The 15,974-nt window shown below is 41.3% G+C and carries 17 protein-coding genes; 14 read left to right on the top strand and 3 right to left on the bottom strand.

Going from position 1 to position 15,974, the window contains the following annotated elements:
- The first annotated feature begins 76 nt into the window (after window positions 1-76).
- A complete protein-coding gene (gene cls, locus NRIC_RS07755) occupies window positions 77-1,537 on the top strand; it encodes a cardiolipin synthase (RefSeq protein ID WP_146622131.1) in 1,461 nt (486 codons plus the stop codon).
- Here the strand turns inward: cls and NRIC_RS07760 are convergent.
- Complete coding sequence (locus NRIC_RS07760) at window positions 1,532-1,933, bottom strand: ribonuclease HI family protein (RefSeq protein WP_146622132.1); 402 nt, start codon at window positions 1,931-1,933, stop codon at window positions 1,532-1,534. The two genes, cls and NRIC_RS07760, sit on opposite strands and share 6 nt — an antisense overlap.
- A 28-nt stretch (window positions 1,934-1,961) precedes the next feature.
- On the opposite strand from NRIC_RS07760, the gene NRIC_RS07765 reads away from it, so the two are divergent.
- Window positions 1,962-2,393, top strand: a complete 432-nt coding sequence (locus tag NRIC_RS07765) for an EbsA family protein (protein WP_146622133.1) — start codon at window positions 1,962-1,964, stop codon at window positions 2,391-2,393.
- 3 nt (window positions 2,394-2,396) lie between these two features.
- Here the strand turns inward: NRIC_RS07765 and NRIC_RS07770 are convergent, their stop codons facing one another.
- Window positions 2,397-2,600 (bottom strand): cold-shock protein, encoded by a 204-nt coding sequence (locus NRIC_RS07770; RefSeq protein ID WP_146622134.1) that lies wholly within the window; start codon window positions 2,598-2,600, stop codon window positions 2,397-2,399.
- A gap of 219 nt (window positions 2,601-2,819) precedes the next feature.
- Here NRIC_RS07770 and NRIC_RS07775 point away from each other — a divergent pair, with 219 nt between their 5' ends.
- Window positions 2,820-4,493: a formate--tetrahydrofolate ligase gene (locus tag NRIC_RS07775; protein ID WP_146622135.1), complete on the top strand. Its 1,674-nt coding sequence runs from the start codon at window positions 2,820-2,822 to the stop codon at window positions 4,491-4,493.
- Window positions 4,494-4,533: 40 nt separating this feature from the next.
- Here NRIC_RS07775 and NRIC_RS07780 read toward each other — a convergent pair whose 3' ends face one another.
- On the bottom strand, window positions 4,534-5,427 hold the full coding sequence (locus NRIC_RS07780) for a LysR family transcriptional regulator (protein ID WP_146622136.1): 894 nt from the start codon (window positions 5,425-5,427) through the stop codon (window positions 4,534-4,536).
- Window positions 5,428-5,556: 129 nt separating this feature from the next.
- Between NRIC_RS07780 and NRIC_RS07785 the strand changes: the two genes are divergently transcribed.
- The 11 genes from NRIC_RS07785 to NRIC_RS07835 all read left to right on the top strand — a co-directional run bounded on the left by NRIC_RS07785 (window position 5,557) and on the right by NRIC_RS07835 (window position 15,774).
- A complete protein-coding gene (locus NRIC_RS07785) occupies window positions 5,557-6,714 on the top strand; it encodes a Gfo/Idh/MocA family protein (RefSeq protein ID WP_227873759.1) in 1,158 nt (385 codons plus the stop codon).
- A gap of 20 nt (window positions 6,715-6,734) precedes the next feature.
- A complete protein-coding gene (aroD, locus tag NRIC_RS07790; protein WP_146622137.1) occupies window positions 6,735-7,481 on the top strand; it encodes a type I 3-dehydroquinate dehydratase in 747 nt (248 codons plus the stop codon).
- Between the two features lie 220 nt (window positions 7,482-7,701).
- Window positions 7,702-8,733, top strand: a complete 1,032-nt coding sequence (argC, locus tag NRIC_RS07795; RefSeq protein ID WP_146622138.1) for an N-acetyl-gamma-glutamyl-phosphate reductase — start codon at window positions 7,702-7,704, stop codon at window positions 8,731-8,733.
- An 18-nt stretch (window positions 8,734-8,751) separates the two neighbouring features.
- Window positions 8,752-9,945, top strand: coding sequence for a bifunctional ornithine acetyltransferase/N-acetylglutamate synthase (gene argJ, locus NRIC_RS07800; protein ID WP_146622139.1), 1,194 nt, complete (start codon window positions 8,752-8,754; stop codon window positions 9,943-9,945).
- A gap of 13 nt (window positions 9,946-9,958) precedes the next feature.
- Window positions 9,959-10,708, top strand: a complete 750-nt coding sequence (gene argB / locus NRIC_RS07805; RefSeq protein WP_146622140.1) for an acetylglutamate kinase — start codon at window positions 9,959-9,961, stop codon at window positions 10,706-10,708.
- Window positions 10,705-11,850: an acetylornithine transaminase gene (argD, locus tag NRIC_RS07810; RefSeq protein ID WP_146622141.1), complete on the top strand. Its 1,146-nt coding sequence runs from the start codon at window positions 10,705-10,707 to the stop codon at window positions 11,848-11,850. Before argB ends, argD begins: the two co-directional genes overlap by 4 nt.
- 154 nt (window positions 11,851-12,004) lie before the next feature.
- Entirely contained in the window at window positions 12,005-12,607 is a 603-nt protein-coding gene (gene fic / locus NRIC_RS07815; protein WP_146622142.1) for a protein adenylyltransferase Fic, read from the top strand.
- 330 nt (window positions 12,608-12,937) lie between these two features.
- Window positions 12,938-13,561 (top strand): class I SAM-dependent methyltransferase, encoded by a 624-nt coding sequence (locus NRIC_RS07820; RefSeq protein WP_227873760.1) that lies wholly within the window; start codon window positions 12,938-12,940, stop codon window positions 13,559-13,561.
- 147 nt (window positions 13,562-13,708) lie between these two features.
- Complete coding sequence (locus NRIC_RS07825; protein WP_146622144.1) at window positions 13,709-14,407, top strand: CBS domain-containing protein; 699 nt, start codon at window positions 13,709-13,711, stop codon at window positions 14,405-14,407.
- Between the two features lie 4 nt (window positions 14,408-14,411).
- Entirely contained in the window at window positions 14,412-14,876 is a 465-nt protein-coding gene (lspA, locus tag NRIC_RS07830) for a signal peptidase II (protein ID WP_146622145.1), read from the top strand.
- Window positions 14,866-15,774 carry an RluA family pseudouridine synthase gene (locus NRIC_RS07835; protein WP_146622146.1) on the top strand — a complete coding sequence of 303 codons (909 nt, stop codon included), beginning with the start codon at window positions 14,866-14,868 and terminating at the stop codon, window positions 15,772-15,774. Before lspA ends, NRIC_RS07835 begins: the two co-directional genes overlap by 11 nt.
- Window positions 15,775-15,974 lie beyond the last annotated feature (200 nt).

The raw sequence follows: 15,974 nt of genomic DNA on the forward strand, positions 1-15,974 counted from the left end.
TTATTTTTTTATTTTTTATAGTATAATTTTTTAGAAGAATGAGTAATTTTGTGATTATGAGAGAAAGAGGTTTGCTATGAGATTGCTGGAACAAGGAATTTTTTATCTTTTCGTGATCAATGCGATCATCGCAGGGATCACGGTTTTTCGCAAGCCGCGCAATATCACATCGATTTTGGCTTGGTTGCTGACACTTATTTTTCTGCCCGTTGTCGGCTTTATTCTATATGCTTTTTGCGGTAGAGGGATTGATGGAGAGACGGTCTATCGTTTGGAGCAGGAAGATGAGAAACGCATCAAAGAAATTAGTGATTTCATTGAAGAAGACAATAAACGAGTTCGGCATAATCAACCGGATAAACTTTATCCGACCGCTGAAGCCTTGTCTCACTATTTCGATCGACGAGATGAATCACCAATCACTGCAAGAAATCAGATCGAGTTTTTCTATGATGGAACAGAGAAGTTTGAACGTTTGTTTGAAGATTTGAGAAATGCCAAGAAGAATATTCATGTGGAGTACTATGCTTTTTTCAACGATAAGATCGGCAATCGCTTTTTGCGGATTTTGGAAGAAAAAGCCAAAGAGGGATTAGAAGTCCGATTGATTTATGATCCATGGGGGTCACCTAAAGCAAATGACGCCTTTTTTTCGACTCTGAAAAAAAATGGAGGAAAGGTCACTGCTTTCATTACCTCAAAAAATATTATTGCCAAAACCCGTTTGAATTATCACTTGCACCGAAAGATCGTAGTCATCGATGGAAGCATCGGCTGGACCGGCGGGTTTAATGTTGGAGATCAATATCTAGGGGAATATGAACGCTTTGGAAATTGGCGCGACACCCATGGGCGTATCGTGGGAACGGCCTCATTTACGTTGCAGGAGATTTTTCTAAGAGACTGGAATGCTTCCGTTTCTAAGCCGGAGGATCGAATGAAATACTTGTCCGAATACTTTGAGCTGCCTCGTGAAGAGTTTAAAAAAGGGGTTCCTATGCAGATTGTCGCGGATGGACCAGAGTCAGAGGAATTGATCATCCGAGATGGATTTGTTCGAATGATTTTGGCGGCGGAGAAAAGTGTGTGGATCCAAAGTCCATATTTGGTTCCAGATGAAACGATGATCTCAGCGATTTTGATCGCGGTACGCTCGGGAATCGATGTTCGAATCATGATCCCGATCATGCCTGACCATCCATTTATTTATCGGGCTACACAATACTATGCGAATTTTTTGCATCAGCGTGGCGTGAAAATCTATCATTACAATAATGGCTTTTTGCATGCGAAAACAGTCGTTGTGGATAATGAGCTAGCCTCTTTTGGGTCAACCAATCAGGATATCCGCAGCTATGAATTAAACTTTGAAGCCAGTGCCTTCATTTATGATCCAGCTGTTGCACAACAATTTCGCGAGGTTTTTGAAAGGGATATGGAGGATTGTATCTTATTAACGACTGAAATGATCAAGAAGCAATCGAAATGGTTGACCTTTAAACAACACTTTTCCAGACTGCTGTCTCCAGTATTATAGCTTGAGAGATTTCTGCAGGCCTTGTTTCGCCAAATGATCAGCACCTTTATTTTGAGATTCTGGGATCCATTGAAGGATCAGCAGGTCAAATTTAGTAGCTAATTCATTAAACTGACTTAAATATGGCTGAAAAGAGTTGTTTTTTGTTTTTCCTTGATCTAAAATTTTTATTGCAGTCTTACTGTCAGAATAAAGGAAAATGGATTGTTCTGTTAATTGGTTTTCTATTAAATAATGCAGAGCATATAGGATGATTGAAAGTTCTGCTGTGTGATTGTCTGTTTCCTTTAACGGAACGGACAATTGCTGCTGTCCCGTATCGGAAACGATCAGAATGCCACCACCGCTTTTTTCTTTTTGGCCATTTGTTGCGGCATCGGTATAAACTTTTAACATGAAAAAACCACCTTTTTAGGAGTAGAGTATGAAAAACAAACGCTATTACTGGCAACCTGAATTGTCATTAGCCATTATTTATTGGTCGATCACGTTTATTTTTTTATTTTACGGACTGATCATTACCTTGGAAAATACGGGTCTTTTTATGAGAGGCAACGTGGTTATTGGAATTTTTCTGATTCTCTTAGCAGCAGGCCTGCACCGCTTTTTTACTTTCGGTGAACGAGAGATTCGAATCCATTATTCGCTGTTTTGGCACAAAAAAAAAATGATCGTTGCTTCTATTCAAGAAATTCGCAGTCGCAAAGACGGGGTGCTGATCAAAATGAAGAGCAGCGAAAAACAACATCGGTTCGCCATGTCAAAAAAGCAGAAAAGTCTTTTTTTGAATGAGCTTCGTCGGAGGTTTCCCGAATTATCCATTAAAGAAGAAAACGTAAAAATCAGTCACGACTGATCTTTACGTTTGTTTTTTTACATGTGCAGCTTGTGGTCCTCTGGCACCTTCCACAATGACAAACTCGACTTGCTGTCCTGGGTTTAACGATTTAAAACCATCTTCTTCGATGGCTGTAAAATGAACAAATATTTCTTGTTCTTCCTCATAAGAAATAAAACCATATCCTTTTGCTTCATCGAACCATTTCACAGTACCGATAACCATACAGCCACACTCCTTATTTTCATCTATCGCCCGTTTGGACAACGATCCAAACAAACATCATTAAGATTACAGCCTTTATTATACGTGAAAGCACAAAAAAAAGCGAATGTAGAAAATCCAAATGAATAATAGTGTTTTTTCTCAAAAAAATTCGTTATAATGTGTATGAACGAATGAATAATGGCATTGAACGCAGAACGTTCGGGAAAGGATGACTTTATGAAAACAGATATCGAAATATCTCAGGAAGCAGCGTTGGATCCGATTGCTAAGGTCGCAGAACAATTAAACCTTTCTGAAGATGATTTAGAGTTGCATGGCAAATACAAAGCGAAAATAGATGTTTCTGCCATGAATAAAATCCATCAAAACAAAGAAGGGAAATTAATTCTCGTGACTTCGATCAATCCAACTCCCGCTGGAGAGGGCAAATCGACAATTACGATCGGGTTAGGGGATGCGTTGAATCGCATTGGTAAAAAGACGGTGATTGCATTAAGGGAGCCGTCGTTAGGACCTGTGATGGGAATCAAAGGAGGTGCGACTGGTGGCGGATATGCGCAAGTATTGCCGATGGAGGATATCAATCTTCATTTTACAGGGGATATGCACGCGATCACTACTGCCAATAACGCATTGTCCGCTCTGCTGGACAACCATCTGCATCAGGGGAACGAACTAGGAATTGACCCGCGGCGCGTCATTTGGAAACGGGTCTTAGACCTAAATGATCGAGAACTACGCCACGTGACTGTTGGCCTTGGTGGCCCAATCAATGGGGTTCCTCGCGAGGATGGATTTGACATCACAGTTGCGAGCGAAATCATGGCGATTTTATGCTTATCCACGGATATTCTTGATCTTAAAAGACGACTTGCGAACATTGTCGTTGCTTATACCTATCAGCGTGAACCAGTGACCGTTGGCGATTTAAAAGTTGAAGGAGCCTTGGCATTGATTTTAAAAGAGGCCATCAAGCCAAACCTTGTTCAAACGATTTATCACACGCCAGCATTTGTCCATGGCGGTCCATTTGCGAATATCGCGCATGGCTGCAACAGTATTCTAGCTACTCAAACTGCACTGCACTGCGGAGATTATACGGTCACCGAAGCCGGTTTTGGCGCCGATCTTGGAGGAGAAAAATTCCTGGACATCAAAGTACCTAATCTAGGCAAATCACCGGACTTGGTTGTGATCGTAGCTACCATTCGTGCGTTAAAAATGCATGGCGGAATCGTAAAATCAGAACTAAGCGCTGAAAATCTGGCAGCATTAGAAAAAGGCTTCCGTAATTTGGCAAAGCATATAGCAAATATGAAAAAGTATGGCTTGCCTGTAGTCGTAGCCATCAATGAATTTATCAGCGACACTCAAAAAGAAATTGAGTTATTGAAAGACCTGTGTGAAAAAGAAGGAGTCAAGGTTGAACTCGCCAGCGTCTGGGAAAAAGGACCTGAAGGCGGGGAAGCCTTGGCAAAAACGGTCGTAGAGATTATTGAGGAAGAAAACAATCGTTTCCGTTCAATTTTCAGCCGAGAGGATGACACACTTCAAGAAAAAATCGAAACGATCGTAACAGAGATTTATGGTGGCTCTGGTGTGGTTTACAGCAAAAAGGCCCAACAGCAGTTGGAAACCTTTAAAAGATATGGCTGGGATCGTTTGCCTGTTTGTATGGCAAAAACACAATATTCTCTGTCAGATGATCCTGAGAAACTTGGTGCGCCAGAGGAGTTCACTGTGACCATTCGTGAATTTGTACCAAAAATTGGTGCCGGATTTATCGTTGCCTTGACTGGCGATGTGATGACGATGCCTGGATTACCTAAGAAACCTGCAGCGTTAAACATGGATGTAGATAAAAACGGGCAGGCGATCGGTCTATTCTGATCTCTGATTCAAGCGGCGAGAAGCTTTCTTGCCGCTTTTTTTAATTGACCAATCGGTCTGGCAGATCGAAATCCTTTTGTTTTAAGAAGCTTTCAAATGCTTTTGCACCAGGGGATAATTGACTATCTTTACGTTTAGCTAAATAAACTGGACGATACACAGGTTCTTCCAAGGCCAACACAGAAATATCGTAGAATGTCATCAATTGATTGTATGGTAAAATTGCTGCGCCCATGTCGATCGACACTAAGCCAGTAAGTGCCTGATCTTCTTCAACACGACAGGCTATTTTTAACGGCAGGCCTGCTTTTTTGAATAAATTTTCGATGAAGTAAGTTTTATCCAGACATAAAATCATCGGGACTTTGGCAAGATCTTCCAGAGAGACGGATTGTTTCTTTGCGTAAGGATGTGTTTTCGACACAATGACGACCAGTCTTTGATCCATTAAATGGGTGAATTCAATTTCAGGTTCATTCCCCAAATAAGAACAAATCGAAAGATCGCAGATTTCACGCTTCGTATTTTCTACCAGTCTGGGTGTGTTCCCTTGCCAAAACTTAAATTTGTAGTTCTTCCAACTCGGGTTGCACCGAAACTGCTTCAACAAGTGGGGAACAATTTGAGGACCCAATGTAAATATAAAACCTAAATCGATAGATCCAAAATAGGGGTCGACAATATCCTGTATCGTGTCCGCGCCTGATTGAATTTCTTCTAATCCATGTTTGACCTTCTGATAATAAATTTTGCCCATCTTCGTCAATCGAATATTACGCCCGCTCGGTTTGAATAATGAAACGCCAAGATCCTTTTCAATTCTTCGGACCATTCGACTTAAAGAGGGTTGAGCAATTCCGAACTCATCTGAAACTTTTCCATAGTGCTCAACTTCAGCTAAACGACAAAATACCTCAAGATTTTGTAAATTCATAATTCCCTCAATCTTTTTTCTCCAATTATAACAGTTAAGTTATGAATTTAAAATCCTAGTGAAATTGTTTTTATCTTGGATTCTCTCTATAGTTATGAAAAGAAATGGAGGAATCCATCTATAAAAAAAGTGACGATTGCGATTATTGGAGCAGGCTTTGCCGGAAATTTTCACACGAATTCCTACGATAAAGTCACTGGTGTTGATTTAAGAATCAAATATGTCTATGACAATGACCAGGAACGTGCAAAAAAACTATGTGAAAAGTGGGACATCATTGAACAAACGGCTCAAAGCTATGAAGAAGTGCTGAATGACCCAGAAGTAGACATCATCACACCTCCTGTGACCCATCTAACCTTAGCCTATCAAGCCTTGAAAACAAAGAAGCATGTTATTTGTGAAAAGCCTTTAACCGACTATTTTGGAGAAATAGAAGATCAGGAGCCGATTGGATTGAATGTTCCAAAATCAAAGATGTATAAAAAATTATTAGCAGACATCAATGAGTGTCGACAAAAATTCGAAGACTCTGATCGCCTATTCATGTATGCCGAGAATTATGTGTACTCTCCAAACATTTTACAATCTGCTAAGATGATTGAAGCGAAGAAGAGTAAAATTATGTATATGAAGGGCGAAGAAAGTATTCGCTCCTCTACCTCGCCCGCTTCTGCTCACTGGTCATTAGCTGGCGGCGGTTCATTGATTCGTTTAGACAGCCATCCAATCGGCGGCATGTTGTTTCTTAAACAAATTGAAGCAAACGCACGAGGCGAAAAAATCCGTGTACAAAGTGTTGTTGCAGAAACGGGTCGTTTGGCTCCAACCTTGAATGCGCACGACAAGCGTTACTTCCCAGCCGAATCAATCGATACGGAAGATTTTGCGACAGTTATCCTCACCTTTACTGATGGCACTAAAGCGATCTCGATCTCCAATGACAATACACTTGGCGGCGTAAAAAATTATGTAGAAGTGTACACTAATGATAGTGTCTTAGTGAATAAGATCACACCAGCAGATAACCTGTCAACCTATTTCTTGGATCAGGAAGATCTAGATGATGTGTACATTTCAGAGCAGCTTCAGGACAAAACAGGCTGGAATAAAGTATTCGTTGCCGAAGAAACCTTGCGCGGTTATTTGGCGCAATATCAAGATTTTGCAGAATGTGTGGCAGAAAATCGCGAACCTCTCTCCGGTTTGGACCTCGCTTATGATACAATAAAAATTATCTATGCGGCTTATCTATCAGCTGAAGAAGGGCGCAGAGTAGATTTTTAAGAAAGAAGTGGGAACTTAAAATGGAAACCGTAACTGTTGAAAACGTAACCCTAGGCGAAGGCCTGCCGAAAGTGATCGTTCCTTTAGTAGGAAAAACACGCGACGAAATCTTGCAAGAAGCAGAAATTGCCGTATCCAGCAACTGTGACATCATTGAATGGCGGATCGATCATTTTGAAGAAGTCACTGATTTTGCTAAAGCTGCGGAATTCACAAAAGAGGTGAAAGAGGCTGTGAAGATGCCTTTATTGGTTACCTTCCGTACAGCCAAAGAAGGCGGCGTCTGTCCGATGGATGACGCGCAATACTTCGAAATGTATCATGCATTCTTGGAGCAAGGTAGCTTTGATTTGTTAGATGTTGAATTGTTTATGCCGGAAACTGAGGTTGATGAATTAGTGAAGGCAGCTCATGACAAAGGCGTGAAGATCGTAATGTGCAACCACGACTTCGACAAAACACCGCCAAAAGAAGAAATCATCACTCGCTTACGTGCGATGCAGGACAAAGGCGCAGATATCTGCAAGATTGCAGTAATGCCGCAAACTACTCACGATGTCATTGTTTTATTGGATGCTACACAAGAAATGTATAATAATTATGCAAAACAACCGTTAATCACAATGTCTATGGGCAAGCTAGGTGTGGTCAGCCGAGTTTCTGGTGCAACATTCGGCTCTGCCGCAACATTTGGCGCAGCGAAAAAAGCTTCTGCGCCGGGACAAGTTTCAGTTGGTGAACTACGCACGATTTTAGAAACTTTATAGGAAGTATTAAGATCAGATGGACAATTCATCTGGTCTTTTTTGGTACTAAAATGCATATTATTTCTAAAAAAGTGCTATTTCGTCTAATATAGTGAATAAAATTACGTAAATGAGCGAAAATATTTATAAAAAGCATTGACTTATTCAGATTAGAATTCTATAATTATAAACTATACAGCAATCAATTGTATTTTTATGCAATTTGGACGGAGGTTTTTGAGTGAAAGTATCAATTATCGGTGTGACTGGCTACAGTGGATTAGAATTGCTGCGCTTGCTAAACAATCATCCAGCGGTAGAAATTGTTTCTATCCATAGTCATTCCCAGAATGGGGAAGCGATCGACCGACGATTCCCTCATTTAAAACAGCTGATCAAATTGCCTTTAGAAGAAGTCAATCCTGAAAAGATTATGGCACAGGCAGATTTAGTATTTTTCGCAGCGCCTTCAGGTGTGGCTAAAGAACAAGCACTTCCTTTTATTGAAAAGCAATTTCCAGTGATTGATCTCTCTGGCGATTATCGCTTGAAGAATCCAGCCCATTATGAGAAATGGTACGGTAAAACAAGTGCCCCAATTTCAGCGTTGCATCTAGCAACTTATGGATTGGCCGATTTTGATTTACCGAAGGATATAAAACTGATTGCAAACCCAGGCTGTTACGCAACAGCAGCCATCTTATCTGTTGCTCCTTTAGTTAGGCAGAAGTTGATCGAAAAGGATTCTATCATCTTTGATGGCAAGTCTGGATTATCTGGTGCAGGAAAGAAGCTTTCTGAAGCGGCACACTATACAGAGGTCAACGACAACATGTCTGTGTACAAATTGAACCAGCATCAGCACATTCCAGAAATCATTCAGCAGCTGCAGCAATGGGATAAAGAAATTCCAGCGATTCAGTTTTCAACAGCATTGATTCCTGTCACCCGTGGAATTCTGATGACGACCTATTGTAAAGCAAAGACGGGAGTCACTAGTATGGACATTTGTGAAGCTTTTGAAGCAGAGTATGGAAGTAAACCTTTCATCCGCTTGCAGGAAGATCAGCAATTTCCTTGCATCAAACAAGTCGTAGGTTCCAACTATTGCGACATTGGCACTGCTTATAATAAAGCAACGCAAACGATAACGGTGGTCAGCGTAATTGATAATCTGGTCAAAGGTGCAGCCGGCCAAGCCATTCAGAACTTAAACTTACTAATGAATCTACCGGAAACGACTGGCTTAGAGCTGGTACCTGTTTATCCGTAACGACAAAGGAGACGACTTATGAATAGTATTGATGGAACAATCGCCAGCCCGAAAGGCTTTCAAGCCACTGGCTTACATGCAGGACTAAAGAAGAATAAACTGGACTTGGGCGTGATTTACTCTGAAAAACCAGCGAAGGCTGCGGCAGTTTATACGACGAATCAAGTAAAGGCAGCACCGATTTATGTAACGAAAGAAGCAATGCAGGACCCGACGATTCAAGCAGTTGTCGTTAACTCAGGCTACGCCAATGCTTGCACCGGGGAAATCGGACTGGTTCATGCAAAAAAAATGCAACAAGCAGCTGCCGATCAATTAGGTGTTGCGGCAACTAATGTAGCTGTTGCTTCGACTGGAGTGATCGGCAAAACGATGCCAATCGAGTTAGTTGAAGGAGGGATCCAAACGATCGATTTACAAGAGGGACAGCCGTACCATTTCCACGAAGCAATCCTGACTACTGATACAACAACCAAGGAAATCGTCGTTCAGGACACGATCAACGGCGAATTGGTGACCATTGCTGGGACAGCCAAAGGTTCAGGCATGATTCATCCAAACATGGCGACGATGCTGGCCTTTATCACAACTGATGCAGAAATCTCACAAGAATTGCTTCAGGAATTGCTAAGTGAAAAAACTGAAACAACCTTCAACCAAATTACGGTAGACGGAGATACGTCCACTAACGACATGGTATTAGTTTTAGCGAATGGCCTGGCTGGCAACACTGAAATTAAAAAGGGCACAGAAGGCTATGACAAGTTCTCCGCGATGTTCAAGCTGGTTAGCGAAACCTTGGCCCAGATGATCGCCAAAGACGGCGAAGGAGCTACGAAGCTGATTGAAGTACAGGTAGAAGGCGCAACTGACGAGTTGGCAGCTCGGATGATCGCTAAAAAGATCGTCGGTTCGATGTTAGTGAAGACTGCGATGTTCGGCGAAGATCCCAACTGGGGCCGAATCATCTGTGCGATCGGTTATTCGGAAACGAAGATTGATCCAGAGAAAGTAGATATGTGGATCGGCAGTGTGCAAGTATTGAAAAACAGTCAGCCGCAAACCTTCGACGAAACTGCGATCAAACAAATTTTAGAACAAGACAAGATTGTTATTGCTGTTGATATGAATTTAGGAGACGCAAAGGGTGCCGCTTGGGGCTGTGATTTAACGTACAAATACGTAGAAGTCAATGCGTTATACCATACGTAAGGGGAGTAAAGACATGGGAAAAATCGTAGTGAAAATTGGCGGCGTCGCCAGTGATAACTTAACCGAAGAATTTTTTGATACATTAGCAGATTGGCAAGCAGCCGGTCAAGAGATCGTCATCGTTCACGGCGGCGGCTACTACATCACTGAAATGATGGAAAAGCTAAATGTTCCTGTAACGATTGCCAACGGTCTGCGTGTGACCTCTGCTCAAGCATTAAAAATTACTCAAATGGTGTTAATCGGCCAAGTTCAGCCTGCCATCACCACGGTTTTCCAACAAAACGGCTTCTCTGCAGTTGGCTTGCATGCTTCTTGCGGTCAATTGATCCAAGGAACCTTTATCGACAAAGACAGCTTAGGTTATGTTGGTACCATCACCAATATCGGTACTGGCATGATTAACGACGTATTAGCGAAAAATCATGTGCCAATCATCGCTCCTCTTGGTTTAACCGAAGAGGGCGAATGGTTAAACATTAATGCCGACACCGCAGCCTGCAAAATTGCGGAAGCACTAGATGCAGAAGCTTTGTATTTAATCACTGATGTACCAGGCGTAAAATGCGAAGGCGAATGGTTGGAGCATTTAACGACTGACGACGTAGAACAATTAAAGGATCAAGAAGTCATTACTGGCGGCATGATTCCTAAACTGGACAGCGCTACTTCAGCACTGACCAAAGGTGTGAAGGAAGTCTTCATTACCAACAGCATCGCAAAATGCGGCACAAAAATTACGAAAGCGAAGGTGTTTGCATGACTCATCTATTTCCTAATTACAAAAGAGAATCCATTGATCTAGTCAAGGGCTTTGGCAACTACGTCGAAGACCAAACTGGCAAAGAATATTTAGATTTCACCAGCGGAATTGGAGTAAATAGCTTAGGCCATCAGCACCCCAAGCTAATCCAAGCCCTGGAAAAACAGATGCACCTGATTTGGCATACCTCAAATCTGTATTCCAGCAAGCTGCAGGAAGACGTAGCCAAAAAACTAGCCAATAACAAAAATTACTTAGCCTTCTTCTGCAACAGCGGAACCGAAGCCAACGAAGCAGCCATCAAGCTAGCCCGGAAAGCCACCGGACGTTCAAAAATTATCAGCTTCCAGCAATCATTCCATGGACGTACCTATGGCGCACTAAGTGCAACCGGCCAAGAAGCGTTGCATGAAGGCTTTGCGCCAATTTTACCCGATTTCCAATACGTTCCGTACAACGAAATCGAGCCATTAAAAGAAATTGTCGATCAAGATACCGCAGCCGTTATGCTAGAACTGATCCAAGGCGAAGGCGGCGTACAACCTGCGGATGTTTCCTGGGTGCAACAAGTCGCAGCCCTTTGTAAAGAACAAGGTGCCTTGTTGGTGGTCGATGAGATTCAAACAGGAATCGGCCGCACAGGTAACTTGTACGCCTACGAAGGCTATGGCATAGAGCCAGACATCTTCACCCTAGCCAAAGCACTAGGCAACGGCTTCCCAGTCGGTGCCATGCTAGGCAAAAAAGAACTAAAGGACGCCTTTGGACCAGGTTCTCACGGCACAACCTTCGGCGGAAACAAGCTGGCACTACGAGTGGCAGTGGCGGTATTGGACATTATTAATAGTCCAGACTTCTTAAACAAAGTGAAACAAAAAGGCGACTATGCGTTGAAGTCTTTAGGTAGTTTGAAGGATTCTAGTGATAAAGTAGTAGATGTTCGTGGACAGGGCTTGATGATCGGTGTGCAGTTGAAAGATCAAGATACATTGAATGCGACTGTTGCGAATTTACAGAAAAAAGGTTTGTTAGTATTGAAAGCCGGCAACAACACGCTGCGCCTATTGCCTCCTCTAACGATTGAACAGGATGAGTTGGAGAAGGGGATTGGGATGATTAAGGTGGAGTTGTTGGGGAAATAGTAAGTATGAGAACTCGGAATGCCGGTGGGTGTTTCGGGTTTTTTTGTTGATTGTTGGATGATCTAAGCTAGTATGGTTTTTACATAGAAAGCTTAAAATGGTAACATTAGGTTACTACAAAACGGTGACGCCTTCGTGATTAAGGAGAATTTCGATGTTAGAAAATAAGTTGAGTATTATGGATCAGATTGAACTCGCTAAAGCTGAAGAAAAGATCAGTAAACAAAAAGCTAAGCAGTTATTTGAATCCGGAAAAATCAATGAGTTAGAAGTCGGCACCTTTCAAGGATTAGCGGTCATTCACAGCTATCTTTTTGAAGATATCTACTATTTTGCTGGAAAAGTTCGAGACGTTAACATAGCAAAGGGAAATTTCCGCTTTGCGCCTGGGATGTATTTACAAGCTGCCTTGGAATATATTGATAAAATGCCTCAAAATGATCATGAAGAAATCATTGCTAAATATGTAGAGATTAGTGTTGCTCATCCTTTTCGTGAGGGAAACGGTAGAAGCATGAGAATCTGGTTAGATTTGATTTTAAAGAAAGAACTTGGAAAAGTTGTGGACTGGAGCCAAGTCGACAAAGAAGCATACCTTTCTGCCATGGAACGTAGTCCGGTAAATGATTTGGAGATCAGATTTTTGTTGAAAGATTCGCTGACAGACAAAGTCGATGATCGTGATGTGTTTATGAAAGGGATAGACACTAGTTATTACTATGAAGGTTACATGGAGTATAGGATTGAAGATTTATAGGTGTTAATCATTAGTGATGTACCAATAGCCAAATTTATATCAGAAGACGTAAAGTGAATACACTATGCATTTTTTATAAATCGTTGTTTATTTTTATAAATAAGTAGCGATTTATTTACTGATACAATCACAATGGAGGAACCACCCATGGATTCAAAAAAATCTTCGACAGTAACAGATCTGCTTGGAATGAAGCTTTAAAATTACCATCAAAAAGCCAGAAGTAATTCTTTACAAAAAGGATTCCAAGATTCTACCTTTACGACCTTTGATAGAGATTGCGACGCTGTACTGTTAGAAAAACTAGATGAAATTGATCTAGCTGATAAAGTGATTGGTCAACTTCCTTGTAATAACGGAAGAGAATTATTATCTCTGATGAAGCGAGGAGCCCGAAAAGCAGTTGGTTTTGACATATCGGATAATGCAATCCAAGAAGCAAGACAACTAGCAGAAATAGCTAAAATGGATGCTACATTCGAGCGAATCAATATTGTGGACATTGATGATAAATACAACAATTATTTCGATTTCATTTATATATCAGAAGGTTCACTTCAATGGTTCCCCGATTTGAATGAGTATTTTGCAGTGATTAGCCGCTTGTTGAAAGAGGGTGGTCAACTACTGATTTTTGAAATGCATCCAATTGCTTATCTATTTGAAGTCGATTTTGATGCAAAAAAGCCCGATTTTGATTTGTTAATCCCATACTTCGAAAAAGGACCTTATCATTATAAGGACGGTCTAGATTATATCGGTGGCGTTGAGTATGAAACCAAGGAAGGCTATTGGTTTATGCATAAACTGTCAGATATCTTGAAAGCCCTTATAAAAAATGGACTGATTTTGGAAGATATCGAGGAGTATAATTGGGAGATGGCAAATAATGAGTCAACGAAGGTGTTGGATAAGTTTCCGTTGAGTTATCTTATTTTAAGCAAAGTATCGTAGAGAGCTTATCTTATTTGCTAGAAATTAATTAAAATGATAACTTAATCAAACTCGGCAAATCCCTTTGTCGAGTTTTTCATTGTTCCTGCTTTCTTTATGCCTCCTTTTTTACTATACTATCAATAGTAACGAAAAAGGAGCACATGAATGGGCGAGAGAGCTGATATTTTTCTTAGTACCTTTAATCGAATTGAAAAAGAGTTAAAAAATCAATTGAACAACCCTGCAAATATGGGTTTTAGTGAAATGGTACGCCGATTATCAAAACGCAAAGGTAGTCTGATCGGAGATACCGAAAATGATTTGCTGCAGCTCGCACAATTGCGAAATGCGATCGTACACGATCAAATCGCAGATGATTTCGTAATTGCGGAACCAAATGAGTGGGCCGTCAAAAGAATCGCAGAAATCGAGGAAGCATTGATCCGTCCTGAAAAGGTGCTGCCGCGTTTTGGAAAAAAAGTCACTGGCTTTGAGCAGGATTTTCCGTTGCGAAAGATGATGGAGATCGTAGCAGAAAAACGCTTTTCGCAATTTCCCGTGTATCATCGAGGGACTTTTAGAGGCTTGATTACGCTGCGAACGATCGGATTGTTTTTTGCTCAAGCAAGTTTAGCCGGTCCTGTAAATCTGCAGGGAAAAAAGGCTGAAGATTTATTAATGAATATTGGAAAAAGCACCAATTTTCATTTTGTAAATGCGGATACAAAAGTAACTGAGGTAGAAGATATGTTTCACAATCAGACGACTTTAGAGGCTGTTTTGATCACTAAAGACGGAAATCCGGACGGCAATTTATTGGGTATCATTCGTCCAAGGGATATTTATGCGCAGAAAGAGGAGTAGTCTATTGTTAGCTGTATATTTATTGTTGAGTGCTGCGATTATCGGCCTCGATCAATGGTTCAAGTTTTGGATTGTCGGCAATTTTAATTTAGGTGGTGGGCAACAGGTCATTCCGAATGTATTGTCCTTAACCTACATTCATAATACTGGGGGAGCCTTTAGTTTATTAGAAGGGCAACGAGTTTTCTTCATTATTATTACGGTAGTAGCTGTGGCTGCTGGCGTTTATTATTTAGCCAAGTATTTACATGAAAGCAAGTGGCTTACTATTGGCATCAGTTTATTTTTAGCTGGAGCCGTAGGGAACTTTATTGATCGCCTGCGCTTAGGATACGTAGTGGACATGTTCCAATTGGACTTTATCAATTTTCCAATCTTCAATATTGCGGATATGGCACTGGTGATTGGTGTCGCGATGATATTTATTTACATTTTATTAGATGAGAGAGAAAAAAAGCATGGAAAATGAAATTGAAGTAGTTATTCAGGAAGAAAGCGGCCGGATTGACAAGGTGCTAAACGAACGGTTGAAGGATTATTCTCGTTCCCAGATTCAGCAATGGATCAAGGATGGTCAGGTTTCAGTCGATGATCAGCCGATTAAAGCCAATTACAAGGTAAGTAAAGGGGATCAGATTTTGATCCGTATTCCAGAACCGGAAGAGTTGGAGCTTTTGCCAGAGGACTTGCAGCTGGATATTGTTTATGAGGATGAGGACGTCGCTGTGGTAAATAAACCGCAGGGCATGGTGGTTCATCCATCGGCTGGACATTCTCATGGAACCTTGGTGAATGGCTTACTGCATCAAGTAAAGGATTTATCTACGATTAATGATGTGGTTCGTCCAGGGATTGTTCACCGAATCGATAAAGACACATCCGGCTTATTAATGGTAGCAAAAAACGATCAAGCCCATGAAGCGCTGGCAAAACAGTTGAAGGACAAGACTTCTTTAAGAAAATACGTGGCTTTGGTTCATGGAGAAATTCCTCATGAAAAAGGTCGGATTGAAGCGCCAATTGGTCGTTCAAAGGTCGATCGGAAAATGCAAGCAGTAATTGAAGGCGGTAAAGAAGCAGTCACACACTTTGAAGTACTGGAACGCTTTACAGGCTTTACGTTGATTGAACTGCAGTTAGAAACAGGTCGGACCCATCAAATTCGGGTACACATGCAATACATTGGTTATCCAGTAGCTGGTGATCCATTGTATGGACCAAAGAAAACCTTAAAGGGCAACGGACAGTTTTTGCATGCGAAGCTATTGGGCTTTACACATCCGAAAACTGGCAAAAACTTCGTTTTCGAAGCTTCATTGCCTGAAATCTTCCAAAAAACCCTGGACCATTTACGAAAAAATGATTGATTTCTGAGATAAAGAGCGGTATAGTATTCCCAGTGAGAAAAATTGAATACGAGATCCTTTAAGAGTAGTCCCGTGAGGCTAAGAAGGGTGGAGATAGAAGCTTGGACTAAGTGCGCTTAGGGTCAACTCTATCATTTTTGACGAAGTCGATTATAATCCTCCTACCTGCATGCGGGTAGGAGTTTTTTTTTATGGAAAAA

It is taken from the genome of Enterococcus florum (assembly GCF_004309355.1).
GTDB classification, from domain to species: Bacteria; Bacillota; Bacilli; order Lactobacillales; family Enterococcaceae; genus Enterococcus_A; species Enterococcus_A florum.